Here is a 26,076-nt window from a genome sequence, read left to right as displayed (position 1 = left end):
GTCAGGCCGGCGGTGCGCCCAGGGCAGCGCCGTCGGCCGATGCCAGCGTTTCTGCCGCCAGGCACAGGTCGGCCCACGCCTTGCCCTTGTCCACCGGGTTGCGCAGCAGGTAGGCCGGGTGGTAGGACACCACCACCGGCAGCGTGAGCTCCCCGAGGCGCGCCTGGAACACGCGTCCGCGCAGCCGGCCCAGCGGCGCACGCGCGGCTTCGGCCGGCGGCAGGCAGCCGCCTTCGGTGAGCAGCGTCTGCGCCGCAAAGCGCCCCAGCGCCAGCACGATGCGCGGCTGCAGCAGCGCGATCTGGCGCAGCAGGTACGGCGCGCAGCGCGCGATCTCCTCCGGCTCCGGGTTGCGGTTGCGCGGCGGGCGGCATTTCAGCACGTTGGCGATGTAAACGCCGTGGCCGCGCTGCAGGTCCAGCGCCGCCAGCATCCGGTCCAGCAGCCGCCCGGCGCGGCCGACGAACGGCTCGCCCTGGCGGTCCTCCTCCTCGCCCGGGGCCTCGCCGACGATCAGCCAGGTCGGCCGGCGGTCGCCGACGCCCGGCACCGCGCGCTGGCGGCACGCGGCCAGCCCGCAGCGCTGGCAGGCGTGGATCGCGGCCTCCAGTTCGGGCCAGTCGAGCGTGGCGATGTCGGCGTGGGTGGGTTCGGTGGCGGGTTGCTGAGTGACGGGGCGCTCGATCGGTACCGGAGCGGGCGCTTCCGGGGTCGGTATCTTGGGTAGGGGCGCCGTGCGGACAGGGAGGGCGGGCTCGACCGGTGGCGGGGCTTCAACCGGTGCCGCCGGGCGCGGCAGCAGCGCGCGCGGCTGCCACCACGCGGGCACGCCGATCTCGGCCAGCAGGGCTGAGCGGCGCTCGTCGAGCCAGGGCAGGGCGCGCGGCAGGTTCATCGGGTCGGGGCGGTGGCGTCGGGCGCGGGGCGCAGGTCGAGCCGCATGACGATGGCGTCCTCGCGGCGCTGCGCCGTGTCGGGATAGTACCCTTTGCGCACGCCGGCTTCCACCCAGCCGCAGCGGGCGTAGAGCGCGCGCGCGGCGGCGTTGCTGCGCCGCACCTCCAGCCACAGCTGCGCAAAGCCCTGCGCGCGGCCCCAGTCCGCCAGCGCCCGCAGCATCCAGCGGCCCCAGCCGTGGCGCTGGTGCACCGGCGCCACCGTGACGTCGAGCAGATGCCCTTCCTCCACCCCCGGCATCGCCACCAGGAAGCCGAGCAGCCAGTCGCCCTCGGGCGTGACCGGGGCGTGCACCCAGTGCGGCGGGTCGTGGCGCGGATCCGGGCGGCGCGCCAGCACGCGCGCCCAGTGCCCGGCGGCCAGCGAATCCTCGTAATGGCGCCGGCTCCACGGGTGCGCGTGCGCGGTCTTGGCCACCTCGGCCACCACGTCCAGGTCGGCGGCGGTCATCGGCCTCCAGACCGGCTCCGTGGCGTAGGCGGGGGCCGCCGGCCGGGTGTCGTCCGTCACGGGGTCCATCGCCCGCCCCGTCAACCGGCGGCGCGGCCGGCGCGCAGCGCGGCCTGTTCGTCCACCGTCAGCGCCACCTTGTCGCGCACGTAGAGCGGCTGCGTCCCGTGCGCGCCGACGCACTGCCCCGCCGCCACGCCCGCGGCCGCCAGGCGCAGCAGGGCGCGGGCGCACGGCAGCGTCGCGCCACCGGCCTCGGCGCGCCAGACGGGGGGCAACCGCTCGCCGTAGACGCCGGCGACGTTGCCGGCGTGCAGCGCGCCGTCCGCGTGCGGCAGGTCCTCGGGGCGGCGCAGGTGCGGCGCGGTCAGCTCGCGCCAGCCCTGCGCGGCATCCCACGCATAGCGGGCCACGTAGACCTCGTCCATGCGCGCGTCCAGCGCCGCGTGCACGGTCAGCTGCGGGACGGTTGGCGCGTGGCGCGCGCGCGCGGCCTCCGCCACCGCCAGCAGGGTGCTCAGCGGCAGCACCGGCACGCCGCCCGGCCGCGCCCCTGCGGCCAGCCCCTGCACCACCGCGCACGCGGTGCGCAGCCCGGTGAACGAGCCCGGCCCGTGGCCAAAGACAATGCCGTCCAGCTCCGCCAGCCGCCAGCCGGCGCGCTGCAGCAGCGCCATGATCGCGGGCAGCAAGGTGGCCGAGGCCTGCGCGCCGCCCTCGCCTTCGTGCCACGCGAGCGGCTCGGCGGCGCCGGCTGCGCCGACGGCCACGCTCAGCACCGAGGCGCTCGTGTCCAGCGCCAGCCAGCGCTGCAGGCCGGGGCGCGGGGGCGGGGTGGCGGCGTTGTCCATGCTGGTGATTATCCTTGGTGGGGCGGGCGCCGTGGCACCTGGCCGGGCTGAAGATCCGCGGCCGTCAGCGTTCCGGCCGTGGAAAGTCATGGGGGCGAGTATCCGCTTCTAGCGGATAATGTGACCATGGTGTTTGTGGGGCTCCCGATCTTCGTCCGCTGCGCAGCCGAACTGTTCTCGGATGAGGAGATGGCCGAGTTGCAGAACACCTTGCTGGAAAACCCGGCCGCCGGTGACCTGATCCCCGGTGGGCGGGGTTTGCGCAAGCTGCGTGTTGCGCTGCCGGGGCGTGGCAAGCGTGGCGGTGCCCGGGTGATCTACTACCACTGGGTCAGAAAGGAGCAGTGCTATCTGATCTACGCCTACGCGAAGAATGTCCGAGCGAACCTGACGCCGGATCAGCTGCGCCGGTTGGCCGAAGTGATGCAAGCGGAGATACGAGATGAATGACCACCAGTTCGATGAGTTGCTCAGCAGCGTGCGTGACATGGGCCGCCATATGCGTGGTGAGGCCGTGGCCGGTGTGCGTGTGCGGGAGTTCCCCGAGCCCGACGTCAAGGCGATCCGCGAGCGCACGGGGCTGTCGCAGAGTCGGTTTGCTTGCCTGATCGGCGTCAAGCCCAAGACGTTGCAGAACTGGGAGCAGCGCCGAGTGCGTCCTGCCGGGCCTGCTCGCGCCTTGCTCAAAATCGTCGAGGCCAACCCTGAGGTGCTTTCGGCGCTTCACGCCTGAAAATTTTGCGGGTTAACAGCAAACCCAACGCTGGCGCCCGCGCCGCCCCTTGCCCGAGGAGGAGCCATGTCCACCCCCCATGCCCCCGAGTCGCGTCGCCACCCCGCCGCGCCGACCCTGCGCGAGCGCTGGCCGATGATGACGCTGTACGAGCGCTTTGAGCAGGTCGTCGTGATCGTGCTGTCCGCGGTGATCGCCGTCATCGTCGTCACGTCGCTGGTGCAGCTCATCCGCGAGGTGTTCATGCTGCTGGTGCTGGACGCGTTCAACCCGCTGGACCACAAGATGTTCCAGACCGTCTTCGGCATGATCATGACGGTTCTGATCGCGATGGAGTTCAAGCACTCCATCGTGCGCGTGGTGATGGGGCAGGACAGCATCGTGCAGGTCAAGACGGTGGTGCTGATCGCGCTGATCGCGCTGTCGCGCAAGTTCGTGATCCTGGACCCCGAGACCTCGCCGGCCAAGGTCGCGGCGCTGTCGGGCGCGGCGCTGGCGCTGGGCATCGTGTACTGGCTGATGCGCGAGCGCGACCAGCGCGCGCTGGACGCCGAGCGGGCCGCGGCGGCCGCGCAGGGGGACCGCCATGCGCCCTGATCCATGGACCCCGCCTGCGCCCCGGCGCGGGGATGCCTTCGTGCGCCGGCTGCTGTGGCTGGCGCTGGTGGTGGCGGCGCTGATGGTGCTGTGGCAGTGGCTGCCGGCGCTGCAGGCGCGCTGGCTGGCGCCGAACAGTACCCCGGCGGTCGAGCGCACCGTCACGCCGCGCGGCGACCTGGCCGCCGACGAGCGCGCCACCATCGAGCTGTTCGAGAAGGCGCGTGACTCGGTGGTGTTCATCTCCACCGCGCAGGTGGTGCGCGACGCCTGGACGCGCAACGTCTGGGAGGTGCCGCGCGGCAACGGCTCCGGCTTCATCTGGGACGACGCCGGTCACGTCGTCACCAACTACCACGTCATCGAGGGGGCGTCGTCGGCCACCGTGCGGCTCGCGGACGGGCGCGACTACCGCGCCGCGCTGGTGGGGGCCTCGCCCGCGCACGACATCGCGGTGCTGCGCATCGGGGTGGGCTTCAAGCGCCCGCCGCCGGTGCCGGTCGGCACCAGTCATGACCTGAAGGTCGGGCAGAAGGTGTTCGCGATCGGCAACCCGTTCGGGCTGGACTGGACGCTGACCACCGGCATCGTCTCGGCGCTGGACCGCACGCTGGACGGCGGCCCCGGCAAGCCGCCGATCGAGCACCTGATCCAGACCGACGCGGCGATCAACCCCGGCAACTCCGGCGGGCCGCTGCTGGACTCCGCCGGGCGGCTGATCGGCATCAACACCGCGATCTACAGCCCGTCGGGCGCCTCGGCCGGCATCGGCTTTGCGGTGCCGGTGGACACGGTGGCGCGCGTGGTGCCGCAGCTCATCCAGCACGGCCGCTACGTGCGCCCGGCGCTGGGCATCGAGGTGGACGAGACGCTCAACCAGCGGCTGGCCGCCGCCACCGGGGTGGAGGGGGTCTACGTGCTGCGCGTGCAGCCGCGCGGCGCGGCGGAGCAGGCCGGGCTGCAGGGCGTGCGCATGACGCCGGAGGGGCTGGTGCCGGGCGACGTGATCCTGGCGGTGGAGGGCAAGCCGGTCGATGGGCCCGGCCGGCTGCTGGCGCGGCTGGACGACTTCCGCGTCGGCGACACCGTGCGCCTGAGCGTGCGCCGCGGCGAGCAGACGCGCGAGGTGACGGTGGCCCTGCAGCCGGGGGTGTGATGGGCATGCGCCGCTGGGTCCGGGCGGGGATCGCGGCGATGGGCGCCGTGGGCGCGCTCGCATCGGCGGCCGACACCCTGCCGCCGGCGGTCGAGCAGGCCCTGGCCCGTGCCCGCGTACCCGCCTCGGCGCTGGCCGTCTCCGTGGCGGACGCAGCGCCCGGGGGGCGGGTGCTCCTGGTGCACCGCGCCGATGTGCCGGTGAACCCCGCCTCGGTCATGAAGCTGGTGACCACCACGGCCGCGCTCGATCTGCTGGGGCCCGCCTACACCTGGCGCACGGCCGTCTATGCGGACGGGCCGGTGCGCGACGGCGTGCTGGCCGGCTCGCTCTATCTGCGCGGGGATGGGGACCCGAAGCTCGTCACCGAGCGCCTGTGGCTGCTGCTGCGGCGCGTGCAGGCGCTGGGCATCCGCCACATCGCGGGGGACATCGTGCTGGATCGCAGCGCTTTTGCCCTGCCGCCACACGATCCGGCCGCCTTCGATGGCGAGCCGCTGCGCCCTTACAACGCGGCGCCCGATGCCCTGCTGATCAACTTTCGCGCCCAGGTGCTGACCTTTGTGCCGGACGAGGGCGCGAGGGTGGCCCGGGTGGGGCTGGAGCCGCCGCTGGCCGAGGTGGCCGTGCCCGATACGGTACCCCTGGGCGACGGTCCGTGCAACGACTGGCGTGCCGCCCTGCAGGCCGATTGGTCGGATCCCCGCCGGCCGCGCTTCGCGGGGCGCTACCCTCTGGCGTGCGGCGAGCGCGTCTGGCCGATCGCCCACCCCGAGCCAGACCGACTGGCCGCGCGCGCGGTGGCCGGGGTGTGGGCGCAGTTGGGCGGCGGGCTGGGCGGCCGGGTGCGTGACGGCACGGTGCCGCCCGGGCTGGCGCCGCGGCTGCTGTTCGACTCCGTCCCGCTGGCGGATGTGGTGCGCGATGTCAACAAGTTCAGCAACAATGTGATGGCCCAGCACCTGCTGCTGACCCTGGCGCGCGCGCCCGGGCTGGCTTCGGCGGGGGCGGCGACGGCCGTGCCACCGGCCCCGGCGACGTTCGAGGCGGCGCGCACCGTGGTGCGGGACTGGTGGATGGCCCGGCTGGGGGCCGACGTGCCGCCGCCCGTGGTGGACAACGGCGCGGGCCTCAGCCGCGAGGCGCGGGTGACCGCCACCGCGCTGGTGCGCTTGCTGCAGTGGGTATATGCCAGCCCCTGGATGCCGGAGCTGATGGCGTCGCTGCCGGTCGCGGGGGTGGATGGCACGCTGCGCCGCAGCACCATGGGGCGCGGCTTGGCGCATCTGAAGACCGGCAGCCTGGCCGATGTGCAGGCGCTGGCGGGCTATGTGCACCTGCCCGATGGTCGGCGGCGGGTGTTGGTGGCAATCGTCAACCACCCGGAGGCGCGCGCCGCCCGCCCGGCGCTCGATGTCCTGGTGCAGTGGGCCGCCGGGCAGCCATAAGCGCGGTGCATGCCGCGGGTGTCGCGGGTGCCGCGGACGGGCACTGGCCCATGGGCGGGGTCAGGGTTCGATTTCGATGCGGCCGGGGCCGTTGGCGCCGGTGACCTCCAGCGCCCGCTGCGCGGCGATCACCATTTCGGCGGCCAGCTCGCGCAGATCTTGCCCGCCGCGCGGGGCGCGGCTGTGCATCCCGATGCTGACCGAGCGCGGCGCGTCGCCCGCACGCGCGGTGGGCCCGTCCGTGGCCGGGGCCGCGGCCAGTTGACGCAGATCGCCCGCCAGCACCAGGGCGCTGGGCACGTCCGCGTCGGGCAGCACGACCAGAAACTGCCCGGGCCCCCAGTGGGCCAAGACCTCGTGGGTGCGCAGGCGCGGCGCGAGCCGCCGCGCGACGTTGCGCTCCGCTTCGTCCAGCGCGGTGCGGGAGGCGGGTACCTCGTCCAGGGCGATGACCAGCACCGTGACGCTCAACCCCCGCCGCTCGGCCAGGGACAGCGCGCGCGGCAAGTGGTCCAGCGCAGCGGCGCGGTTGGGCAGACCCGTGCGCGCCTCGCGCAGCGGCAGATCGGCCGGGATCTGGCGGCGGGCCCAGCGGGCGCCCAGCAAGGCCCCCACCGCCAGCGCGAACACGGCGGTGGCGATCCAGGCGATCACGGGGGGCCACATGCCCCGTATCGTAGCGGGTTGCCCCGGGCCTATCGGTACCGGGGTTGACGCTGGGCGCGGGCGATCCGGCCCGTCACCCCGCCCATCACCCGGCCGATGCAGCCGACTCTGCCGGGCCGATGGTCAGGTGCACCTCGCCCACGCCGGCGACGCGGCCGTGCAGGCGGTCGCCCGGTTGCACGGGGCCCACCCCCTCGGGGGTGCCGGTGTAGATCACGTCGCCCGGTTGCAGGTGGTAGAACAGCGACAGGTCGGCGATCAGCTCGCGCAGGTTCCAGATCAGCAGGCCCAGGTCGGCGCGCTGGCGCACCGCGCCGTTGACTTCCAGCACGATTTCGCCCTGCTCCAGCACCGTCCCGGGCATGGGCAGCACCTCGCCGCAGACGGCCGAGCCCTCCACGTCCTTGCCCAGGCACCACGGGTGCCCCTTGTCGCGCAGGCGCAGTTGCACGTCGCGGCGGGTCATGTCCAGCCCCGCCGCGTAGCCGTAGATCAGTTCGTGCGCGCGCTCGGCCGGCACGCGAAAACCGCCCCGCCCCAGCACGGCCACCCATTCCATCTCGTAATGAAAGTTTTGGGTTTCCGGCGGATAGGGCACCGTGGCGCCGGAATCCACCAGGTGGACGGGGGATTTGGTGAAGTAAAACGGCCGCGCGGTGGCCTTGTCGACGCTGACGCCCATCTCCTGCGCATGGGCGTGGTAGTTGCGGCCGACGAAGAACAGGCGGTTGACGGGCAGGCGGGCATCGGTGCCGCGCACGGCCAGCGACGCGGGGGCGGGCGGGGTCCAGAGGTAAGCGGTCATGGGCAAAGCGTGGGATGGAAGGGGCCAGGGGCTCATTGTGCGCCGCGCGCGACGGCATCCAGTTCGGGCCGTGTCGCGTCGGGGCGCACCTCGTACAGCCCCAGCTTGCGGTGCAGCGGGCTTTCGTCGGCGATGAACAGAAAGGCCGGCTCGGTCGTCGAGCGGTTGGCCAGCGTCACCGGCGTGTAGCCGGGGATGGCGCAGGTGTCGGCCTCGTCCAGCGTGTAGGTCGTGGCCGCATGGGCCGCCCCTGCGGGGGCATCGATGTGCACGGTGCTGCCGCCGTCGATCTGGTGCAGCACCATCGCGGGCGAGCGCGCCGGCAGCGCCAGCGTCTGGCCGGGGCGCAGCATCAGCGCGTGAAAGCCCAGGATCTGCTCGGCGTCCGCGCCGGACTCGGGGTGGACGTAGGTGACTTGCACGGCCTCCAGCGTCGGCTGGCCGGCCGCCAGCGTTTGCAGGGCGGCGCGCGTTTCGGCCCAGGGGTAGCGCAGCAGCGGATAGCGGGCGTGGCGGCCTGCGGGCGCCGCAAACAGCGGGCGCGGGCTGATGCCGGCGCGCACGTGCGCTTGCTCGCCGTGCCGGCAATGCACCGGTTGGCGGGTGCCGTTTTCGTGGTAGCTGGCCTCCAGAAAATACACCAGCGGCAGGTCCAGCACGTCCAGCCAGACCACGGGGTCGCTGCCGTCGTGGCCATGTTCGTGCCACAGGCCGGTGGGGGTGAGGATCAGGTCGCCGCGCGCCATGGGGCACTGCTCGCCGTCCACCGTGGTCCAGGCGCCCGTGCCTTCGACCACCATGCGCACGGCGTTGGGCGTGTGGCGGTGGCTGGGGGCCCATTCGCCGGGCAGCAGCAGTTGCATGCCCAGATAGATGGCGGCGCTGGCCTGCATGGCGTCCAGCCCATGGCCGGGGTTGGCCAGCACCAGCACGCGGCGCTCGGCCTTCTCGATGGGGGTGAGCTCGCCCGCGCGCAACAGCAGCGGGCGGATGTCGCGGTACGCCCAGTGCGTGGGGCGGGTGCGCTGCGCCGGCCGGTGCGGCGGCAGCAGCGCGCGCAGGCTGGGCCACAGCGGCACCAGGTTGCGCGCGCTGAGCGCCTGCCGGTAGTCGGGCGGGAGTTCGTCCAGGGTTCCGAGGGCGTGCATGGTGCGGCTCCGATTCGGTGGGGGCGGTTCAGTGGGGGGCGGCCAGACAGGTGTCTACCGTCCAGCCGTAGAGCCATTCCAGCGCATCGTAGAAGCGCTGCGGCGAGCGGCCGCGCCACAGGTCGTTGCGCACCAGCCGCTCCACCCCCTTGGCGTGGTAGATGCGCCCCATCTCGCGGCTGGACAGGACGATGCGCGCGGTGCGCGCGATGCGCGAGCGCTGGTACAGGTCCAGCGCGCGGTCCCAGTCGCCGCCGTGCACGCGCAGGGCCTCGCCCAGCGTCACGGCGTCTTCCATCGCCATGCAGGCGCCCTGCGCCATGTACTGCGTGGTCGGGTGGGCGGCGTCGCCCAGCAGGGTGGCGCGGCCAAAGCTCCAGCGCTCGATCGGCTCGCGGTCGGCGGTGGCCCAGCGCTTCCAGCTCTGGGGCAGGTCGATCAGCTGGCGCGGCAGCGGATGGATGCCCTGGAAGTAGCTCTGCACCTCCTCCTTGCTGCCTTCGGTGACGCCCCATTCCTCCGGCTGGCGGCTGTGGAAGGTGACGACCACGTTGTACTGCTCGCCGCCGCGCAGCGGATAGTGCACCAGGTGGCAGTGCGGCCCGGCCCACAGGCTGGCGGCGTTCCATTGCAGGTCGCGCGGGAAGTCCGCCTTGTCCACCACCGCCCGGTAGACGACGTGGCCCGTGACGCGCGCCGGATCGCCCACGTACTGCGCGCGCACCACCGAGCGCACGCCGTCCGCGCCGATCAGCGCCTGGCCGCGCCAGCGCTGGCCGCGCTGGTCCTCCACCGTCACCCCGTGGCCGTCCTGCTCCACGCGCACGATGCGCGTGTCGGTGTGGAAGCGCACGCGGTCGCTGGCCTGCACCCCCTCCAGCAGCGAGGTGTGCACATCCACGCGGTGGATGACCGCATAGGGGTTGCCGTAGCGCTGGCGAAACGCCTGCCCCGTGGGCACCCGCCCCACCAGCGAGGCGTCCAGCGCGTCGTGCATGACGAGTTCGTCGATGTACACGGCGCGCGCGCGGGCGCGCTCGCCCACGCCCAGCGCATCCATCGCCGAAAAGGCGTTGGGCCCGAGCTGGATGCCGGCGCCGATCTCGCCGATCTGCGCGGCCTGCTCGAACACCAGCACCTCGTAGCCCTGATTGGCCAGCGCCAGCGCCGCCGCCAGCCCACCGATGCCGCCGCCGGCCACCAGCACCGGCTCTCGGGTCGTCGCATGTGTCATGGGGTTACCTCTGTGGGAAGTGGAGAGCAAATAATAAGTGCACTGACGATTAGTGTAGTCGTAAAATCGCTGGTGCCACTTCGGGTTTACCCGCAATCCGCAACCGGGCCACGGCCCCGGCCGAGACCCGCCACCCATGTCCGCGTCCGCCCCGCTCCTCGATGTCAACGCCCAGCCGGGCCACGCCATCCGCCGCCTGCACCAGATCGCCGTCGGCATCTTTTTGCAGGAGACGGCGGCGCACGGCATCACCCCGGTGCAGTACGCCGCGCTGCAGACGGTGCACAACGAGCCGGGTATCGACCAGCGCACCCTGGCCAGCCGCATCGCGCAGGACACCTCCACCACCGCCGGGGTGGTGGAGCGGTTGCAGGCGCGCGGCTGGTTGCAGCGCGAGCCGGATCCGGCCGATCGCCGCGCGCGCCGGCTGACGCTCACGCCCGAGGGGCAGGCGCGGCTGGCCGCCGTCGTGCCCGACATGCGGCGCGCGCAGGCGCGCATTCTGGCCCCCCTGGACCCGCAGGAGCAGGTGCAGTTCATGGCGCTGCTGCAGCGGCTGGTCGACGCCAACAACGAGCTCAGCCGCGCCCCGGGGTCGGTGCGACAATCGGGTGCATGAACGCGATCTCCGTTCCCGAACTGATGCAGCGGCTGGGCCAGCAGGCCCGCACCGCCTCGGCGGCGATGGCCCAGGCCAGTGCCGCGCGCAAAAATGCTGCCCTGCGCGGCTTGGCCGAACTGCTGCGGGCCAACGTCGCGGCCTTGCAGGCCGCCAACGCGCCGGATGTGGAGCGGGCCCGCGCCGCGGGCCTCAGCGAGCCGATGGTGGATCGGCTCAAGCTCACGCCCAAAATCCTCGAAACCTGCGCCCAGGGCTGCGAGCAGCTGGCCGCCATGCCCGACATCATCGGCGAGATCGTCGGCCTGCAGCAGCAGCCCAGCGGCATCCGCGTCGGGCAGATGCGCGTGCCGATCGGCGTCTTCGGCATGATTTATGAGAGCCGCCCCAACGTGACGATCGAGGCCGCCAGCCTTGCGATCAAGAGCGGCAACGCCTGCATCCTGCGCGGCGGCTCCGAGGCGCTGGACAGCAACCGGGCGCTGGCCGCGCTGGTGCAGCAGGCGCTGCAGCAGGCGGGCCTGCCACGCGAGGCGGTGCAGCTCGTGCCCACCACCGACCGCGAGGCGGTGGGCCGCCTGATCGCGATGCCGGAGTACGTGGACGTCATCATCCCGCGCGGCGGCAAAGGGCTGATCGAGCGCATCAGCCGCGAGGCGCGCGTGCCGGTCATCAAGCACCTGGACGGCAACTGCCACACCTACGTGGACGACCCGTGCGACCTGGATATGGCGGTGCACGTCACCGACAACGCCAAGACGCAGAAGTACAGCCCCTGCAACGCCACCGAAAGCCTGCTGGTGGCGCGCGGCGTGGCGGCGGCCTTTCTGCCGCGCATCGGCGCGGTGTTCGCCGCCAAGGGGGTGGAGATGCGCTGCTGCCCCGAGGCCAAGGCGATCTTGAGCACGGTGCCCGGCGCGGTGGTCAAGGACGCCACCGAGCAGGACTGGTTCGAGGAGTACCTGGCGCCGATCATCAGCATCAAGGTGGTGGCGGGGCTGGATGAGGCCATCGACTGGATCAACCGCTACGGCAGTCACCACACCGACGCGATCCTCACGACCGACCACCGGCACGCGCAGCGCTTTTTGCGCGAGGTGGATTCCAGCAGCGTGATGGTCAACGCCAGCACGCGCTTTGCCGACGGCTTCGAGTACGGGCTGGGGGCGGAGATCGGCATCTCCACCGACAAATTCCACGCCCGCGGCCCGGTGGGCGTCGCGGGGCTGACCTCGCTGAAGTACGTGGTGCTCGGCGAGGGCGAGGTGCGGAGCTGAGGGCCATGGCAAGCAAACACCGTGTCGTCGTGGGACTCTCGGGCGGGGTGGACTCCGCGGTCAGCGCCTGGCTGCTCAAGCAACAGGGGCACGAGGTCGTCGGCCTGTTCATGAAGAACTGGGAGGATGACGACGACGGCGAGCACTGCACCAGCCGGCAGGACTGGCTGGATGCGGCCAGCGTCGCCGACGTGATCGGCATCGACATCGAGCACGTCAACTTCGCCGCCGAGTACAAGGACCGGGTGTTCGCGGAGTTCCTGCGCGAGTACGAGGCCGGCCGCACGCCCAACCCCGACATCCTGTGCAACGCGGAGATCAAGTTCAAGGCCTTCCTGGACCACGCGCTGCGGCTCGGGGCGGAGAAGATCGCCACCGGGCACTACGCGCGCGTGCGCGCGGTGGAGGCCACGAGCGGCCGCGTGCTGGAAGACGATGCGGCTGAGCGCCTGCCGGCCGACGCCCTGCGGTACGAGCTGCTCAAGGGGGTGGATGCGGGCAAGGACCAGAGCTACTTTCTGCACCGGCTGACGCAGGCGCAGCTGGCGCGGGCGATGTTTCCGGTCGGCCACCTGCACAAGAGCGAGGTGCGGCGCCTGGCGGCCGAGATCGGCCTGCCCAACGCCCGCAAGAAGGATTCCACCGGCATCTGCTTCATCGGCGAGCGGCCGTTTCGCGAATTTCTGCAGCGCTATCTGCACGGCACGCCGGGGCCGATCGTCGACGACCAGGGGCGCGAGATCGGCCGCCACGTGGGCCTGAGCTTTTACACGCTGGGCCAGCGCCAGGGGCTGGGCATCGGCGGCGTGCGCGGGCGCGACGAGGCCGCGCACGGCGTGCACGCGCCGTGGTTCGTGGCGCGCAAGGACGTGCCGCGCAACGTGCTGTGGGCGGTGCAGGGCCACGAGCACCCGTGGCTGCAGTCGCACTGGCTGCGCGCCGAGGATGCGAGCTGGATCGCCGGTGCGCCGCCCGTACCGGGGCGCTATGCCGCCAAGACCCGCTACCGCCAGGCCGACGCGCCGTGCACGCTGGCGGCCACGGCAGGCGGCGCGGCCGCCTTCGAGCTGCGCTTCGAGGAGGCACAGTGGGCCGTCACGCCCGGGCAGAGCGCCGTGCTGTACGACGGCGAGGTGTGCCTGGGCGGCGGCGTCATCCACGCGGCCGAGGCCACCGAGCGGCCGCTGCCGGCCACGCCCACGGGGCGCTCCGCCGGTCGGGCTGCGACCGGGCCCCGCATTCGGCGAGGCCGCGTCGCCTCCCCCGACGCCCCGACCCGCTGAGCCTCACAAGCCGTTGACCGCTTCGACCCCGGTCGCGGGGAAATCGGTGAACACCCCGTCAACACCGAGACGCATGTAATATTGCATTTCGGCTTTGGGGTCGCTGAAACCGTAGCCGCTGGCATCGTTGCGGAATGTCCAGGTGTGAACAAACAGCCCTTTGGCGTGGGCGGCTTCAATCACTCCTGTGCTGCCGTCGACGCGGCGATCATTGATCGTGATTTTTCCATCACGATTGCGATCCACGCCATCGGCCACGGTGCGAACCAAGTAGGGTTTCCACGGGCCTACGCCATCCGCATAGGTTTTGACAAAGGCCAAACCCTCGGGTTTGAGTAAATCGGCAAAGGTGCGCGGATCGCCCCGGACGACAAAGTCGTAGGGCTTCTGGTACGGTGCGGCGAGTTTGAGCGTGCCATCGTCGTTGACGTCATCGGCATCGATGAGCTGCACCAGCTTCATCCGCGTCTGGCTGCGCAGGTATTGCAGGTTGCCAACCTCGAAAGACTGAATGAACACCGGCGCCGATGGGCTGTTGCCGTAGGCGGCGTGCAACACGGCCAGCAACTTTTCCTCGAAGACGTTGGGCCCGAATCCCGCCTCCCGTGCGTGAAAGGTGGAATGCTTCAGCTCGGGGTAAATGCAGATCGTGCGACCACGGCGTGCGCTTTCCTGCTTGGCCAGCGCCACGATCTCCTCAATGGTCGGAATGGTGTACAGACCGTTGTACTGCTGCGGGCGTGCCGCGCGTGGCTGTCGGGTCCGCAGCGTCTTGATTTCGGCCAGCGTGAAATCGCCCGCGAAGTAGGCCGTCACCGGTACACCATCCACGTTCATCGTCCGCTGGCGGGATGCGGGGAACTTCTGCGCCACATCCGTGGTGTCATCCAGCATCGGCTCGTGGCGGGCGATCAAATGGCCGTCCTTGGTCATGACCAGGTCGGGCTCGATGCACTGGGCCCCTTGCTCGATGGCGCGGGAGTAGCTCTCCAGCGTATGTTCCGGCAATTCTCCCGAAGCGCCGCGGTGGCCGATGACGATCGGCGCCCTCCCGTCCAGCGTTCGGTAGCGGGGCTCGTCATCCCCGCCACAGGCACTCAGTCCCAAAACCACAGCCGCTGCCCCCAGCCAGTATCCCGTGCGTACGGTGTTTGCCATCTCTTCTCCCGTTTCGGTGGATCCTTGCGCGCCCCCCCGCGGGTCACGCAAGCCGCCGATCATGGGAGAAGTGGATGACGCCAGTTTGACATCCTTGGGCAGTGGATCGGTCCGGCTCAGAACGGAATGTCGTCGTCCATGTCCTCGAAGCCGCTGGCCGCCGGCGCGGGGGCCGTCTGCGGCGCAGGGCGGCTGGCGGGGGGCGGCGCACTGCGCGGGGCGGACGGTGCGGCGGCGCGGGGCGCATAGCCGCCATCTTCCGACGGGGTGCCCATGCCCTCGCGGCTGCCCAGCAGCTGCAGCTCGGTGGCGATGATGTCCACCGTGTTGCGCTCGATGCCGTCCTGACCGGTGTATTTGCCGTATTTCAGCCGGCCCTCGACATACACGGGTCGGCCTTTCTTCAGGTACTCGCCGGCGATCTCGGCCAGGCGGTCATAAAACGTCACCCGGTGCCACTGGGTGTCGTCGACCAACTCGCCGGTGTTGCGGTCCTTGCGCCGGCTGGAAGTGGCGATGCTGACGCTGGCCACGGGTTGGCCGGACGGCAGGTAGCGGATTTCGGGGTCGCGGCCACAGTTGCCGACCAGGATGACTTTGTTCACCGATGCCATGGGGGTGTCCTCGTGGATGGGGCGATTGCCCAGGATGCGGCCGATTGTGCCCCAATCGCCCCGGCGATCCCATCCCCTGGGCGGGGGATGGGCGGTCAGGTTGGCCGCAGCGCCGAGGGCGCGGCCGGGGGCGGGCGCAGGCCCCAGCTGAGTGCCAGCCACAGCACGCACAGCGCGGCGCCAAGACCAAAGACGCCAGCCGCCCCCATGTGGCGCATCAGCCAGCCGCCCAGCGCGCCACCGGCAAACAGCCCCAGCGACTGCAGCGTGTTGTACACCCCCAGCGCAGCGCCCCGCACATGGGCCGGTGCCAACCGCGAAACCAGACTCGGCTGACTGGCCTCCAGCGTGTTAAAGCCCAAAAAGAACACCAGCAGCCAGACGGCGGTGATGAGTACGCTGCCGGCCTCGTGACTGGCGGCCCAGGCCAGCCCCCCTTGGGCCAGCACCAGCAAGCCGATGGCGCCACGCAGCACCGCGCCGAGGTGGCCGCGCCGCTCCAACCGGAACAGCAGCCCGCCCATGATCAGAAAGGAGGCCAGCAGCGCCGGTAGATAGATCTGCCAATGGTGCGCCTTGTCGATCCCGGCGCTGACCAGCAGGCCGGGCACGGCCATCCACATGGCCATCTGCACCGTGTGCAGGGTCAACACCCCCACGTCCAGCCGCAACAGGTCGCGGTGGCGCAGCACCGTCGCCAGCCCACCCGGCGCGGGTGCGGTCGATCGGAGGGGCTCCGCCGGCACCACCCAGACCACGACCGCCATGCCCGCCAGGGCCAGAGCGCCCGTGAGCCCAAACAGCCCCCCCAAGCCGATGGCGGCGGCCAAGGGAGGGGCCGCCACCAGCGACAGCGCAAAGACGAGCGCGATGCTCACGCCCACCAGGGCCATGGCCTTGGTGCGCACGGTATCGCGCGTCAGATCGGCCAGCAGCGCGGTCACGGCGGCCGAGATGGCCCCTGCCCCCTGCAGCGCGCGCGCCACGATCAGCATGTCCAGCGTCGAGGCGGTCGCCGCCAGTGCGCTGCCCAGGGCAAAGAGGGCCAGGCCCGCGAGGATGACGCGCTTGCGGCCCAGCCGGTCCGACGCCAGCCCGAGCGGAATCTGCAACAGTGCTTGCGCCAAGCCGTAGATGCCCATGGCCAAGCCGACGCGCGCCGGATCGTCGCCCCCGGGCAGCCGGGCCGCCTCCAGCGCAAAGACCGGCAGCACCAGGAACAAGCCCAGCATGCGCAGAGCGAAGATGCCCGCAAGCGCCAGGCTCGCGCGGCGCTCGCTCGGCCACATGCGATCGGGGGAGGACGGGGAGGGCGTGGAATCCACGTTGGCGGGGCGGGCAGCGACAAACCAGGAAAACCCGCGATTGTGCCGCACCCCGCTTCTGGGGTGATCGCCGGCGGGGTTTTTCGAGGGGCGGCCGGGGGGTCAGTCGTCCTGGCTGGAGGAGGCGGAGCGTTCGTCCGAGCCGGACCCGAGGGCGCTGCGATAAGCGCCACAGCCCAGCAGCAGCGCATCGCCCAGCGGCACGACGAAGGACGACTTGGCCCGCACCTGACCCGTGGTGGGGTTGACGATGTTGTATTCGATCCACCCCCCGCCCTGCTCGGCGCGGTACCAGGCGTCGGCCAGGAACTGTTCGGCGTTGATGCCCGGGGCATCGTGCACGCGCGTGCCCACCTTGGCGCGGTCCAGGCCCATGACGCGGTAGGTTCCCTCGCGATCGAGGACGAACACGTACAGGTCCCGATCGACGAAGGGGCCGCTCTTGTCGTGGAAGTCCTCCACCGCGCGCTCGTAGCCGACGGCGCGGATGTGCGCCAGCGCCTTTTGCACCAGCTCGTACGCTTCGTCGGCCGTGCCCTGGCGCAGCTTCATGTGGTGCACGGCCTCGTCCAGGTCGCGCATACGCTCCATCAGCCGGTTGGCGCGGTGCGTGGTGCGCTCCACCATCGCGGAGTTTTCGTAGGTGACCTTGTCGAGGTCGCCGACCGCGGCCACCACCTCCGCCAGCGCCGTGCTCTGCTGGCGGCTGGCGTCGGCCATCTCGCCGATGCGCGCGGCGATGTCGCGGATGCCGCGCACCAGCACCTCCATCGCCTCGTTGACGGAGCGGATCTCCTGCACCGTGCCCTGCACGCGCTCGGCCGATTCGGCGATCAGCTGGCGCACCTCGTTGGCCGCTTCCTGGCTGCGCTGCGCCAGCCGGCGCACTTCGGCGGCCACGACGGCAAAGCCCCGGCCGGCCTCGCCGGCGCGCGCGGCTTCCACCGCGGCGTTGAGCGCCAGGATGTTGGTCTGGAACGCGATGCCGTCGATGGTGCCGATGATCTCGGTCATGCGCTGCGAGGTGGCCTGCAGCGACCCCAGGCCGCCGACGGTGTGCTGCATCAGCTCGCTGGCGCGTTCGGTCTCGCGGTTGAGCTCGCCGGTCAGGCGGCGGATGTCCTGCGCGCTGTCGGCGTTGGTCTGCACGGTGTCGGCCACCGCACGCACGTTGCTGGTGGCCTGCTCCAGGCTGGCGGCCTGGCTCTGGGTGCGTTCGGCCAGTTGCTGGCTGTCCTGCACCAATTGCAGGCCGACGTGGCCCAGCACGGCGGCGGCGCTGCGCACGTCGGCCACCAGCTCCGACAGCGCCTGCAGCATGTGGCGCAGGCGCTGGCTCATGTCGGCCATCTCGTCGCGGCCGGGCAGCACGGCGTCGCTGGTCAGGTCGCCTTCGGCGGCGCGGTCGATGGCGTTGTTGAGGTGGTGCAGCCCGCCCACCGTGGCGCGGTAGAAGGCCACCAGGCCATAGGTCAGCACCAGCAGCACCAGCACGCAGCCCGCGGCGACGATGGCGATCTCGCGCTCGAGGGTGGCGCTGCGCTCGGCCCACTCGGCTTCCACGCCGTCGGCCAGCTCACGCTCCAGCGCGGCCAGTGCATCGATGGCGCGGGTGGCCTGCGCGTAAAACTCCATCTTGTCCACGGTCATCGCCGCGGTCTTGAGGTGGGCGGCGGTGGTGCGCACCAGCTCGTCGGTGGCGCTGCGGAAGGGGCTCCAGCCGGCCGGGACGGTGGCACCGCGGCGCTGCAGCGCATCGAGCCGCTCCTGCAAGGCGGGCAGCAAGGCCTCGATCTGGTCCGCCGCCGTGGCCTGCCGCACGATGTTGGAGATGGTGATCGCGTCGGTCATCGCGTCGGGGTGCGCCAGCATGGCCGTGGCGCGGCCGCGCAGCTGGCTGGCCAGCTCGCGCACCGGCGGCAAGCCTTCAAAGGCCAACGCGGCCCGGTGCGCCGTCAGGGCATCGGCGTCGCGCTGCACGCCCGTGGCGTCGCCGATCCAGCCGCTCAGGCGCTGCAGTCGCGCCAGGGCCTGCGTGGCATCGGCATGGCGGGCGGGTGCCGAACGCTGGGTGTCCTTGAGCAGGGCGTCGAGCTGTTCGCGCAGGGGATTCCACATGCCCCCGGTGTTCCACCCGGGGTGGGCCTGCAGCCGCTCGTGCACGGCGCCCAGTCCGGCGGCGGCCCGCTGCGCGGCCTGCTGCTGCGCGCTGCCCAGGGCGGCCACCCCGGCGGCCGCCACATCGGCGGTGTCGCGCCAATCCTGCAGCGCGTGGGCCAGGGCTTGCACTTCGCGCATGGCGGCCATGCCTTGGCGGGCTTCTTCGGTGGTTTGTAGGGCGCGCCAGTTGTCGGCCACCAGCAAAAAGGCCACGATCAGCATCGGCACCGCGACGAGGGCCGCCAGCCCGAACATCTTGACCGGCATCGACAGCCGCTGCAGCAAGGCCACCGCAGGGGTAAAGATGTGTTTACGCATGGGGTCGAGTATCGGTCAGAACGGCACCACGTCCGCTGCGAGAAAACACCAAGGTGACAGCCTTTTCGCTCCCCACCCAGGGGGCGCTGCCAGGGGCCGTCAGGCCAGTGCCGCGCGCATCTGGTCGATGACGGCCTGGTAGTCGGGCTTGCCGAAGATGGCGCTGCCCGCCACGAAGGTATCGGCCCCGGCATCGGCCACGCGGCGGATGTTGTCGGCCTTGATGCCGCCGTCCACCTCCAGCCGGATGTCCTTGCCGCAGGCGTCGATGCGCCGGCGCGCCTGCTCGACCTTGCGCAGCGCGCTGTCGATGAACGACTGGCCGCCAAAGCCCGGGTTGACGCTCATGATCAGGATCAGATCCAGATCGTCGATCACCCAGTCCAGCACGTCCAGCGGGGTGGCGGGGTTGAACACCAGCCCGACCTGGCAGCCGCGCGCCTTGATGGCCTGGATGCTGCGGTGCACATGCGTGCTGGCATCGGGGTGAAAGCTCACCAGATCGGCCCCCGCGTCGATGAAGGCACCGGCCAGCGCGTCCACCGGCTGGATCATCAGGTGCACGTCGATGGGCACGCGCTGCCCGTCGGCGGTGCGGGCGTGCGGCCGCAGGGCCTGGCACACCATCGGGCCGACGGTCAGGTTGGGCACGTAGTGGTTGTCCATCACGTCGAAGTGGATCCAGTCCGCCCCGGCGTCGATGACGGCGCGCACTTCATCGCCCAGGCGGGCGAAGTCGGCGGACAGGATGGACGGGGCGATGCGGTAGCGGTTCATGGCGGCGGTCGTGCGGGCGGGTCCCCTATTGTGGCGCGATTCCTGGCCGTGCCGCTACCATCCGGGCATCCCAAAACCGTGTGAGTGCCGATGACCGTTGCCGCCCCGCTGCCGCCTTCCGCCCTGCTGGCGCCCGATCCGCGTGTTGGCCGAGTCGCGCTGCGGGTGTGGTTGCGGGACTGGGTGCGCTGGCTGCGCGGACCGCAGGCCGAGGTGCGTGCCGTGTTGGCTCGGCTGGATGCCTGGCTGAGCGCGCTGGAGGCCGACCCCGCCGCCCGGAGCCGCCTGGTGCGGGCGTGGCAGGGCTGGTCGGCGCAGGGGTTGGACTGGGCGCCGCTGCTGGCCGACGAAGGCATTGCCCGCCGGCCCGAGTTCTGGGCGGAGTTTGGCCACCGACTGCGGCGTCGGCTGCTGCCGGTGTCGCCCGAGACGACCGATGTGTCGGAGTGGTTTGGCTGGGTGTTCGACGATCCCTTGGATGCGCGCTGGCTGGCGGCGATCCCGGCGCGGCAGGTGCAGCGCCTGGCCCGGTTGCTCGCGCCCGAGGACGGGCCGCCCCCTTCGGCGGCGACGGTGTGGTGGCCGGCCTTGCTCGATGCGTTGGGCATCTGCGTCGCCCAGGTGGCGGTGGCGGGGTTCGAGCCCGAGCTGCGGCAACGCATGTCGGCGTCGGCGCAGCGGGGACGCGCCTTCCACGATCTGGGCCGCCGGCTCGATGCGTTGCGCGATGCGCTGGCCGCGCATGGGCGGGATGCCCCCGCCACCCGCGATGCCTTGCAGGCCCTGCGCGACGGCTTGGACGAATGCCGCCGCGCCGCCTACACGGCCTATGCCCACCTGGATGAGTACGGCATTTCCACCGCCGTCGTGTTCCGCCTGCGCCAGTTGCGCGAGCGGGTGCTGCGCGCCAAGCGCTTGCTGGACGCGCTGGCCAGCCCCAACGGGGAGCGGGCCGCCCTGCACCTGCTGGCGCGTCTGGTGCGCGCCAGCCACGAGGCGCGCCGCATCGGCCCGCTGGTGGCGCGCACGTCGCAACAGTTGGCGCAGCGCGTAGCCGAGCGCAATGCCGAGACGGGCGAGCACTACATCAGCCGCAACCGCGCTGAGTACCGCGCCATGCTGCGTCGCGCGCTCGGCGGTGGCGCCGTGCTCGGCCTGACGACGTGGAGCAAGCTGGCGCTGACTTCGCTCGGTCTGACGGCGTTCTGGGGCGGGCTGGTGGCAGGCCTCAACTATGCCGCGTGGTTCGTGCTCATCATGCTGCTGCACTGGACGGTGGCGACCAAGCAGCCCGCCATGACGGCCCCGGCGCTGGCCGCGCGGCTCAAGCATCTGCACAGCCGCGAGGCGGTGCTGCGCTTCGTCGACGAGGTGGCGCATCTGCTGCGCTCGCAGGTGGCGGCCATTGCCGGTAACCTGCTGGCGGTCATTCCGACGGTGCTGCTGCTGGATGCGGCTGCGCGGCTGTGGCGCGGCGCCCCCCTGATCGGTGTGGCCAAGGCCGAGCAGATCCTGGCCGACCATCAGCTTTGGGGGCCGACCCTGCTGCTGGCGGCGGGCACGGGGGTGTTGCTGTTCGTGAGCAGCCTGATCGCCGGCTGGGCGGAGAACGCCTTCGTGCTGTACCGGTTGGACAGCGCGTTGGCGCACCACCCGGGATGGGTGCGTTGGTTGGGGCCGGCGCGCGCCCGGCGCTGGGCCGCCTGGCTGCGGGCGAACGTCTCGGGGTTGGCGGCGAATGTCTCGCTGGGCTTGCTGCTGGGGTTGGTGCCGGCGCTGTTGGGGTTTTTCGGCATCGGTTTCGACGTGCGCCATGTGACGCTGGTCACCGGGCAGCTCACCGCGGCGGTGGCGGCGCTCGGGCCCGACGCGCTGCTGCGCGGCGACGTCGCCTCGGCCGTGCTGGCGACGCTGCTCGTGGGCCCCGTCAACCTGGCGGTCAGCTTTTATCTGGCGTTCCGGCTGGCGCTCAAGGCGCAGGGCATCAATGCCGTCAACCGCCAGCGCATCCAGCAGGCGCTGGCGCACCGTTGGCGCAAGGCGCCGGGCAGCTTTTTGTGGCCGCCGGCGGACGGTGCGCCGCCGCGTGCCTGACGGCTGCGGGCCGGATCACCCCCCAAGGGCCGATGCGCGATGGGCGAATTCGATCTGATCCGCACCCACTTCTGGCGGGCCGCACCAGCGCGGCCCGATGGCAGTGGCGTGCGGCTGGGCAATGGCGACGACTGCGCGCTGCTGGTGCCCGCGCCGGGCATGGTGCTGGCGGTATCCACCGACATGCTGGTGGCGGGGCGCCACTTTCTGCCCGATGTGGACCCCGAGGCGCTGGGCCACAAGGCGCTGGCCGTCAACCTGAGCGATCTGGCGGCCATGGGCGCGCGTCCGCTGGCCTTCACGCTGGCGTTGGCGCTGCCGCGGGCCGATTCGGCCTGGCTGGCTGCGCTGGCGCGCGGTCTGTTTGCGCTGGCCGATGCGCATGGCTGCGCGCTGGTTGGCGGCGACACCACGGCCGGCCCGCTCAACCTGTGCCTGACCGTGTTTGGCGAGGTGCCGGCGCAGCAGGCCAGCCGGCGCGATGCCGCCCGGGTCGGGGACGACGTGTGGGTCAGCGGCACACTGGGCGACGCGCGGCTGGGCCTGGCGGTGCTGCTGGGCGAGCGCCCGGTACCCCTGGGTGCCGAGCATGCGCGCGCCCGGCTGGAGCGGCCCACGCCCCGGGTGGCGCTGGGCTTGGCGTTGCGCGGCATCATCCATGCGGCGGCGGATGTCAGCGACGGCCTGCTGGGCGATCTGGGGCACATCCTCGCCGCGTCCGGCGTGGCCGCGCGGCTGGATGTGGAAACGCTGCTCGGCTCGGGCGCGGTGCATCCGGAGGTGCGCGCCCTGCCCCTTGCGGAGGCGTTGCGCTGCGTGCTCGCGGGAGGCGACGACTACGAGCTGGTCTTTACCGCCCCGCCCGAGCGGCGCGCGGCCGTGCAGCGCGCGGCCGAACAGGCGGCCACCCCGGTGACGCGCATCGGCCACATCGTGGCCGGACCGCCCGCCACCCACGCGCTGGCCCCAGGGGCCGCGCGCGTGCACCTGTGCGATGCCAAGGGGCAGCCGTACCCGCTGCCGCCCGGCGTGGTGCTGGGGGGGTTCGACCACTTCGCTACCATGCCGGCATGAGCACCGCTGTCGCGTCCCCCTCCCCGTCCACCCCCGACGACGCCCCGCCGCGCGATGCGGCATCGGTCGTCCTCATCCGTGACGGGGCGCCGGGCTTGCAGGTGCTGCTGCTGCGGCGGCACCAGAACTCCCGCGTGCTGGGCGGGCTGTATGTGTTTCCCGGCGGCAAGGTGGATGCGGACGATGCCGCGCCCGAATGGGCCGCGCTGTTGGACCAGCCGCCTGCCGGACTGCCGGCGCGGCTGGGCGAGCCGGCGCTCACGCCGGCCGCCGCGCAGGCGCTGTTCGTGGCCGCCGCCCGCGAGCTGTGGGAGGAGGCCGGCGTGGCCCTGGTGGACGCCCCGTTGCCCCGCGCCACGGACGAACCCGCCGAGGCCGCCCACTCCTGGCGCACACGGCTGGCCCAGGCCGGCGCGCGGCTGACCACGGCGGCGCTGCGTCCCTGGTCGCGCTGGATCACCCCGCGCAATCCGCCGGTGGGCACGCCCCGCTTCGATACCCGCTTCTTCCTGGCCTGCCTGCCCCGGGGCGCGCAGGCCCGCCACGATGCCTTCGAGGCCAGCGACAGCGCCTGGATGACGCCGCGCGAGGCCCTGACCCGCTACTGGGCGCGCGAGATCGAGCTGATCCCGCCCCAACTCATGGGCTTGGCGCAGCTGGCCCGGCATACCGATGTCGCGTCGGCGTGGGCCGAGGCGGCCGACCGCGTGCCCCCGTGCATCCAGCCGGAGCAGTTCCGCGACGGGGAGCACCGCGCCATGTGCTACCCCGGCGACGAGCGCCACCCGGTGCGCGCGCGGGCGCTGCCCGGGCCGACCCGGCTGCGGCTGGTCGAGGGCCGGTTCGAGCCTTTTGACGGTTTCGAGGGGTGGTTCCGGTGAGCGCTCCCCCCCATACCGCTGCGGCCCCGCCCGCCGTGCCGTCTGCGCGCTTCATGTTCGCGCGGCTGTCGCACCTGATCGCGCTGGGCTTTGGGGCCGGTCTGTCGCGTTGGGCGCCGGGCACGGTCGGCACCCTGTGGGCGTGGGCGGCGTTTTTGCTCATCGATGCCTGGGCTGCCCCAGGGGATCGGGGGTGGGCGATCCTCATCGCCGCGGTCCTGCTGCTCGGGTGGTGGGCCAGCACCGCCACCGCACGCCGCGCGGGCGTGGCCGACCCCGGCTTCGTCGTCATCGACGAGGTGGTGGCCTTCTGGCTCGTGCTGTGGATGGCCGCGCCGCATGGGCTGCCGGGTCAGATCGTGTGTTTTGCGCTGTTCCGCTTTTTTGACGCGGCCAAGCCGGGGCCGGTCGCCTGGGCCGACCGCGTCTGCAAGGGCACCGGCTGGCGCGGGGGCTGGGGCATCATGTTCGACGATCTGGTGGCGGCCTTTTGTACCCTGCTCGTCATCGCGCTGTGGCGCTTTGTTTTCGGGGGGTGAGGCGGTGAGTGCGCCCGCGGTCCCCGCCTCCCCGCTGCTGTGGCTGCCCGCCACGGTTTGGCCGGTGCTCGCGGAGTTGTCGTCCGCGCTGCTGGCGCGCGGCTGGCGCCTGGCCACGGCCGAAAGCTGCACGGGCGGGATGGTGGCCGCTTGCTGCACGTCGCTGGCCGGCTCCAGCGACTGGTTCGAGCGCGGTTGGGTTACCTACTCCAACGCCGCCAAGGTGGCCGAGCTGGGGGTGGACGACCGCCTGATCGCCACCCACGGGGCGGTGAGCGAACCGGTCGCCCGGGCCATGGCGCGCGGTGCCGCGGCTGCGGCGCAGGTGCAGGCGGCGGTGGCCATCACCGGCATCGCGGGGCCCAGTGGGGGCAGCGCCGCCAAGCCGGTCGGCACGGTTTGGTTTGGCTGGTGTGTGGAGGGGCAGGTCCAGGCGCAGTGCCAGCGCTTCGACGGCGACCGCGCCGCGGTGCGGGCGGCCGCGGTCGAGCACGCGCTGGCCGGCTTGTGCACCCGGGTCGCCGCGGCGGGCTGACGCGCCCCCGGCGACTCAACCCGCTCCGCAGCAGCGCTTGTATTTTTTGCCGCTGCCGCAGGGGCAGGGGTCGTTGCGGCCGGGTTCGGCCGCCTTGCGCACCGTCTCGATCGGCGGGCCCAGCGAGCGCGCGATGTCGTGCAGGTCATACACCGCCCAGATGGCGTCGCCAAAGCGCTCGATCCGATCCGCGCTGACGGTGGGCGGTCCGTCGTCGCGCACGGGGTTGACCGACGGCTCGTCCTCGTCGGCCTCGAGCAGTGCGGCGATGGCCATCAGGGCGTCCTCCCATTCGCGCCCCAGCTCCCGATCGCGCGGCGTGCGCCAATCGTCGGGCCAGGCCTGCACCACATCCCAAAAGCCCACGGCCCAGTATTGCGCAAACGCCGGCAGCGGCTCGTCGCCAAAGGACGCTTGAAACCGCTCCTGCTCCTCGGGCGGCAGTTCGGCCAGCACCGTGCGCACGTCTGTCAGATAGGGTTGCAGCGTGCGCTCGTCGTCCAGCGTCTCGACAGGGGCCTGCAGCGCGGCGGCGATTTCGTTCCAGCGGCGCATCCACAGCGACAAAAAGTTGCGCAGTTGCGCTTCGTCCCGGAAGGATGCCTTGCCAAACCCCGCGGCATCCCCCGGTTCGCCGCCAAACAGCACGGGGAAGTACTCGCTGGGCGCAAGCAGGCGGCGTCCGCACAGCAGCGCGGTCAGAAAGCCGTCGCAGTACTCCCACGAGGAGGGGATGCCGTCGCTGCGCTCGGCCAAGTCGTCCAGAATGCTTTCCAGCCGCTCGAAGTCGTCGTCCGACAGCGGCTGCGCCAACGCCGGATCGGGGGTGTCGGGGGTGTTCATCCCGCAAGTGTAGGGCGCCGCGCGGTCGGCTAAACGGCCAGATCGATCTGTTGCAGCGCGCGCGCCGTGCCGGCTTCGGTCAGGTACAGACCGCTGCTGCGCAGGCGCCCCGCATCGCCCAGCGCAAACGGCGTGTCGATGCGGCCCAGATACAGCGCGCCGACGCCGGCTTGCCACCACCCGCCCGCTGGCCTGGAAGGCCAGGGACTGGGACTCGACGCGAATCTCGACCCGATCGTAAGCCAGCCCCCAGCCCACGGATGCGGGCGCTCCCCCGGCTGCCCCGTTCGGGCTGGCGGCAGTGGGTACCGCATTCGGAACCTCAGCCGTCCCTTCGGTGGAGGCGTCCGGCCAGTCTTTGGCCTGGAACACCCGCACGCGCAGGCCCGTCAGCGCCTCGATCATGCGCACCAGCGTGCGCAGACGCGGAAGACGCGGATCCAGCGAGGCGTGTTCCGCGGCGTCTTCCGCCGCGCTCGGCGCATCGGGGCCGTCGAGCGCATGGGAGGCTTGGGCCTGCCGGGCGGCTTGGGC

Annotated in this window: 26 protein-coding genes; 13 read left to right on the top strand and 13 right to left on the bottom strand. The window is 72.0% G+C overall.

What is annotated here, in order from left to right; all coding sequences use genetic code 11:
• Position 1: 1 nt before the first annotated feature.
• From A9O67_RS04540 to tsaB, 3 genes are read right to left on the bottom strand one after another with little or no spacing between them, the layout of a single operon-like run.
• Positions 2-895 carry a uracil-DNA glycosylase gene (locus tag A9O67_RS04540; protein WP_068607775.1) on the bottom strand — a complete coding sequence of 298 codons (894 nt, stop codon included), beginning with the start codon at positions 893-895 and terminating at the stop codon, positions 2-4.
• Entirely contained in the window at positions 892-1,476 is a 585-nt protein-coding gene (locus tag A9O67_RS04535) for a GNAT family N-acetyltransferase (protein WP_082955362.1), read from the bottom strand. Before A9O67_RS04535 ends, A9O67_RS04540 begins: the two co-directional genes overlap by 4 nt.
• An 11-nt stretch (positions 1,477-1,487) precedes the next feature.
• Complete coding sequence (tsaB, locus tag A9O67_RS04530) at positions 1,488-2,258, bottom strand: tRNA (adenosine(37)-N6)-threonylcarbamoyltransferase complex dimerization subunit type 1 TsaB (protein ID WP_068607774.1); 771 nt, start codon at positions 2,256-2,258, stop codon at positions 1,488-1,490.
• Between the two features lie 126 nt (positions 2,259-2,384).
• Here tsaB and A9O67_RS04525 point away from each other — a divergent pair, with 126 nt between their 5' ends.
• The 5 genes from A9O67_RS04525 to dacB all read left to right on the top strand — a co-directional run bounded on the left by A9O67_RS04525 (position 2,385) and on the right by dacB (position 6,192).
• A complete protein-coding gene (locus A9O67_RS04525; protein WP_068607771.1) occupies positions 2,385-2,708 on the top strand; it encodes a type II toxin-antitoxin system RelE/ParE family toxin in 324 nt (107 codons plus the stop codon).
• On the top strand, positions 2,701-2,991 hold the full coding sequence (locus A9O67_RS04520) for a helix-turn-helix domain-containing protein (RefSeq protein ID WP_068607768.1): 291 nt from the start codon (positions 2,701-2,703) through the stop codon (positions 2,989-2,991). Before A9O67_RS04525 ends, A9O67_RS04520 begins: the two co-directional genes overlap by 8 nt.
• 135 nt (positions 2,992-3,126) lie before the next feature.
• Positions 3,127-3,588: a phosphate-starvation-inducible PsiE family protein gene (locus tag A9O67_RS04515; RefSeq protein WP_390612501.1), complete on the top strand. Its 462-nt coding sequence runs from the start codon at positions 3,127-3,129 to the stop codon at positions 3,586-3,588.
• Positions 3,578-4,744, top strand: a complete 1,167-nt coding sequence (locus A9O67_RS04510; RefSeq protein ID WP_068607763.1) for a S1C family serine protease — start codon at positions 3,578-3,580, stop codon at positions 4,742-4,744. The genes A9O67_RS04515 and A9O67_RS04510 overlap by 11 nt, the downstream gene beginning before the upstream one ends.
• A 5-nt stretch (positions 4,745-4,749) precedes the next feature.
• Positions 4,750-6,192 (top strand): D-alanyl-D-alanine carboxypeptidase/D-alanyl-D-alanine endopeptidase, encoded by a 1,443-nt coding sequence (gene dacB / locus A9O67_RS04505; RefSeq protein ID WP_068608266.1) that lies wholly within the window; start codon positions 4,750-4,752, stop codon positions 6,190-6,192.
• Positions 6,193-6,252: 60 nt separating this feature from the next.
• On the opposite strand, the gene A9O67_RS04500 is transcribed toward dacB, so the two are convergent.
• The 4 genes from A9O67_RS04500 to A9O67_RS04485 form a co-directional block, all read right to left on the bottom strand.
• Positions 6,253-6,858, bottom strand: a complete 606-nt coding sequence (locus tag A9O67_RS04500; protein WP_068607760.1) for a diguanylate cyclase — start codon at positions 6,856-6,858, stop codon at positions 6,253-6,255.
• Between the two features lie 85 nt (positions 6,859-6,943).
• Positions 6,944-7,663, bottom strand: a complete 720-nt coding sequence (locus A9O67_RS04495) for a fumarylacetoacetate hydrolase family protein (RefSeq protein ID WP_068607757.1) — start codon at positions 7,661-7,663, stop codon at positions 6,944-6,946.
• A 32-nt stretch (positions 7,664-7,695) separates the two neighbouring features.
• The gene (locus tag A9O67_RS04490) at positions 7,696-8,811 is read right to left on the bottom strand and encodes a cupin domain-containing protein (RefSeq protein WP_068607754.1); all 1,116 of its coding nucleotides are present in this window, start codon (positions 8,809-8,811) and stop codon (positions 7,696-7,698) included.
• A 28-nt stretch (positions 8,812-8,839) separates the two neighbouring features.
• Entirely contained in the window at positions 8,840-10,045 is a 1,206-nt protein-coding gene (locus A9O67_RS04485) for a 3-hydroxybenzoate 6-monooxygenase (RefSeq protein WP_068607751.1), read from the bottom strand.
• A gap of 136 nt (positions 10,046-10,181) precedes the next feature.
• Here A9O67_RS04485 and A9O67_RS04480 point away from each other — a divergent pair, with 136 nt between their 5' ends.
• Genes A9O67_RS04480 through mnmA form a run of 3 tightly spaced genes read left to right on the top strand, consistent with a single transcriptional unit; the run spans position 10,182 to position 13,224 of the window.
• Positions 10,182-10,664, top strand: a complete 483-nt coding sequence (locus tag A9O67_RS04480; protein WP_068607750.1) for a MarR family winged helix-turn-helix transcriptional regulator — start codon at positions 10,182-10,184, stop codon at positions 10,662-10,664.
• Positions 10,661-11,941 (top strand): glutamate-5-semialdehyde dehydrogenase, encoded by a 1,281-nt coding sequence (locus A9O67_RS04475; RefSeq protein WP_068607749.1) that lies wholly within the window; start codon positions 10,661-10,663, stop codon positions 11,939-11,941. The genes A9O67_RS04480 and A9O67_RS04475 overlap by 4 nt, the downstream gene beginning before the upstream one ends.
• Before the next feature lie 5 nt (positions 11,942-11,946).
• Complete coding sequence (gene mnmA / locus A9O67_RS04470) at positions 11,947-13,224, top strand: tRNA 2-thiouridine(34) synthase MnmA (RefSeq protein ID WP_082955361.1); 1,278 nt, start codon at positions 11,947-11,949, stop codon at positions 13,222-13,224.
• Positions 13,225-13,227: 3 nt separating this feature from the next.
• Here mnmA and A9O67_RS04465 read toward each other — a convergent pair whose 3' ends face one another.
• The 5 genes from A9O67_RS04465 to rpe all read right to left on the bottom strand — a co-directional run bounded on the left by A9O67_RS04465 (position 13,228) and on the right by rpe (position 19,576).
• Complete coding sequence (locus A9O67_RS04465; protein ID WP_231960211.1) at positions 13,228-14,445, bottom strand: glycerophosphodiester phosphodiesterase; 1,218 nt, start codon at positions 14,443-14,445, stop codon at positions 13,228-13,230.
• 53 nt (positions 14,446-14,498) lie between these two features.
• Positions 14,499-14,996, bottom strand: coding sequence for a single-stranded DNA-binding protein (locus tag A9O67_RS04460; protein ID WP_068607745.1), 498 nt, complete (start codon positions 14,994-14,996; stop codon positions 14,499-14,501).
• Positions 14,997-15,091: 95 nt separating this feature from the next.
• A complete protein-coding gene (locus tag A9O67_RS04455; RefSeq protein WP_068607744.1) occupies positions 15,092-16,285 on the bottom strand; it encodes an MFS transporter in 1,194 nt (397 codons plus the stop codon).
• Between the two features lie 138 nt (positions 16,286-16,423).
• Positions 16,424-18,799, bottom strand: a complete 2,376-nt coding sequence (locus A9O67_RS04450) for a methyl-accepting chemotaxis protein (protein ID WP_082955360.1) — start codon at positions 18,797-18,799, stop codon at positions 16,424-16,426.
• 99 nt (positions 18,800-18,898) lie between these two features.
• Positions 18,899-19,576, bottom strand: coding sequence for a ribulose-phosphate 3-epimerase (rpe, locus tag A9O67_RS04445; RefSeq protein WP_068607740.1), 678 nt, complete (start codon positions 19,574-19,576; stop codon positions 18,899-18,901).
• A gap of 90 nt (positions 19,577-19,666) precedes the next feature.
• Here rpe and A9O67_RS04440 point away from each other — a divergent pair, with 90 nt between their 5' ends.
• The 5 genes from A9O67_RS04440 to A9O67_RS04420 all read left to right on the top strand — a co-directional run bounded on the left by A9O67_RS04440 (position 19,667) and on the right by A9O67_RS04420 (position 24,699).
• Positions 19,667-21,670: a site-specific recombinase gene (locus A9O67_RS04440; protein WP_068607738.1), complete on the top strand. Its 2,004-nt coding sequence runs from the start codon at positions 19,667-19,669 to the stop codon at positions 21,668-21,670.
• A 39-nt stretch (positions 21,671-21,709) separates the two neighbouring features.
• Positions 21,710-22,744, top strand: coding sequence for a thiamine-phosphate kinase (gene thiL, locus A9O67_RS04435; protein ID WP_082955359.1), 1,035 nt, complete (start codon positions 21,710-21,712; stop codon positions 22,742-22,744).
• Positions 22,741-23,625, top strand: coding sequence for an NUDIX hydrolase (locus tag A9O67_RS04430; RefSeq protein ID WP_068607736.1), 885 nt, complete (start codon positions 22,741-22,743; stop codon positions 23,623-23,625). The genes thiL and A9O67_RS04430 overlap by 4 nt, the downstream gene beginning before the upstream one ends.
• 53 nt (positions 23,626-23,678) lie before the next feature.
• Positions 23,679-24,164 (top strand): phosphatidylglycerophosphatase A family protein, encoded by a 486-nt coding sequence (locus A9O67_RS04425; protein ID WP_082955358.1) that lies wholly within the window; start codon positions 23,679-23,681, stop codon positions 24,162-24,164.
• A 64-nt stretch (positions 24,165-24,228) separates the two neighbouring features.
• On the top strand, positions 24,229-24,699 hold the full coding sequence (locus tag A9O67_RS04420) for a CinA family protein (RefSeq protein WP_408033409.1): 471 nt from the start codon (positions 24,229-24,231) through the stop codon (positions 24,697-24,699).
• Between the two features lie 15 nt (positions 24,700-24,714).
• On the opposite strand, the gene A9O67_RS04415 is transcribed toward A9O67_RS04420, so the two are convergent.
• Positions 24,715-25,542: a YecA/YgfB family protein gene (locus A9O67_RS04415; RefSeq protein WP_068607731.1), complete on the bottom strand. Its 828-nt coding sequence runs from the start codon at positions 25,540-25,542 to the stop codon at positions 24,715-24,717.
• Positions 25,543-26,076 lie beyond the last annotated feature (534 nt).

This window comes from Tepidimonas fonticaldi (genome assembly GCF_001675355.1).
Lineage (GTDB): Bacteria > Pseudomonadota > Gammaproteobacteria > Burkholderiales > Burkholderiaceae_C > Tepidimonas > Tepidimonas fonticaldi.
The sequence above is the reverse complement of the archived record's forward strand: the minus strand, read 5'-3'. Positions and strand labels throughout refer to the sequence as shown.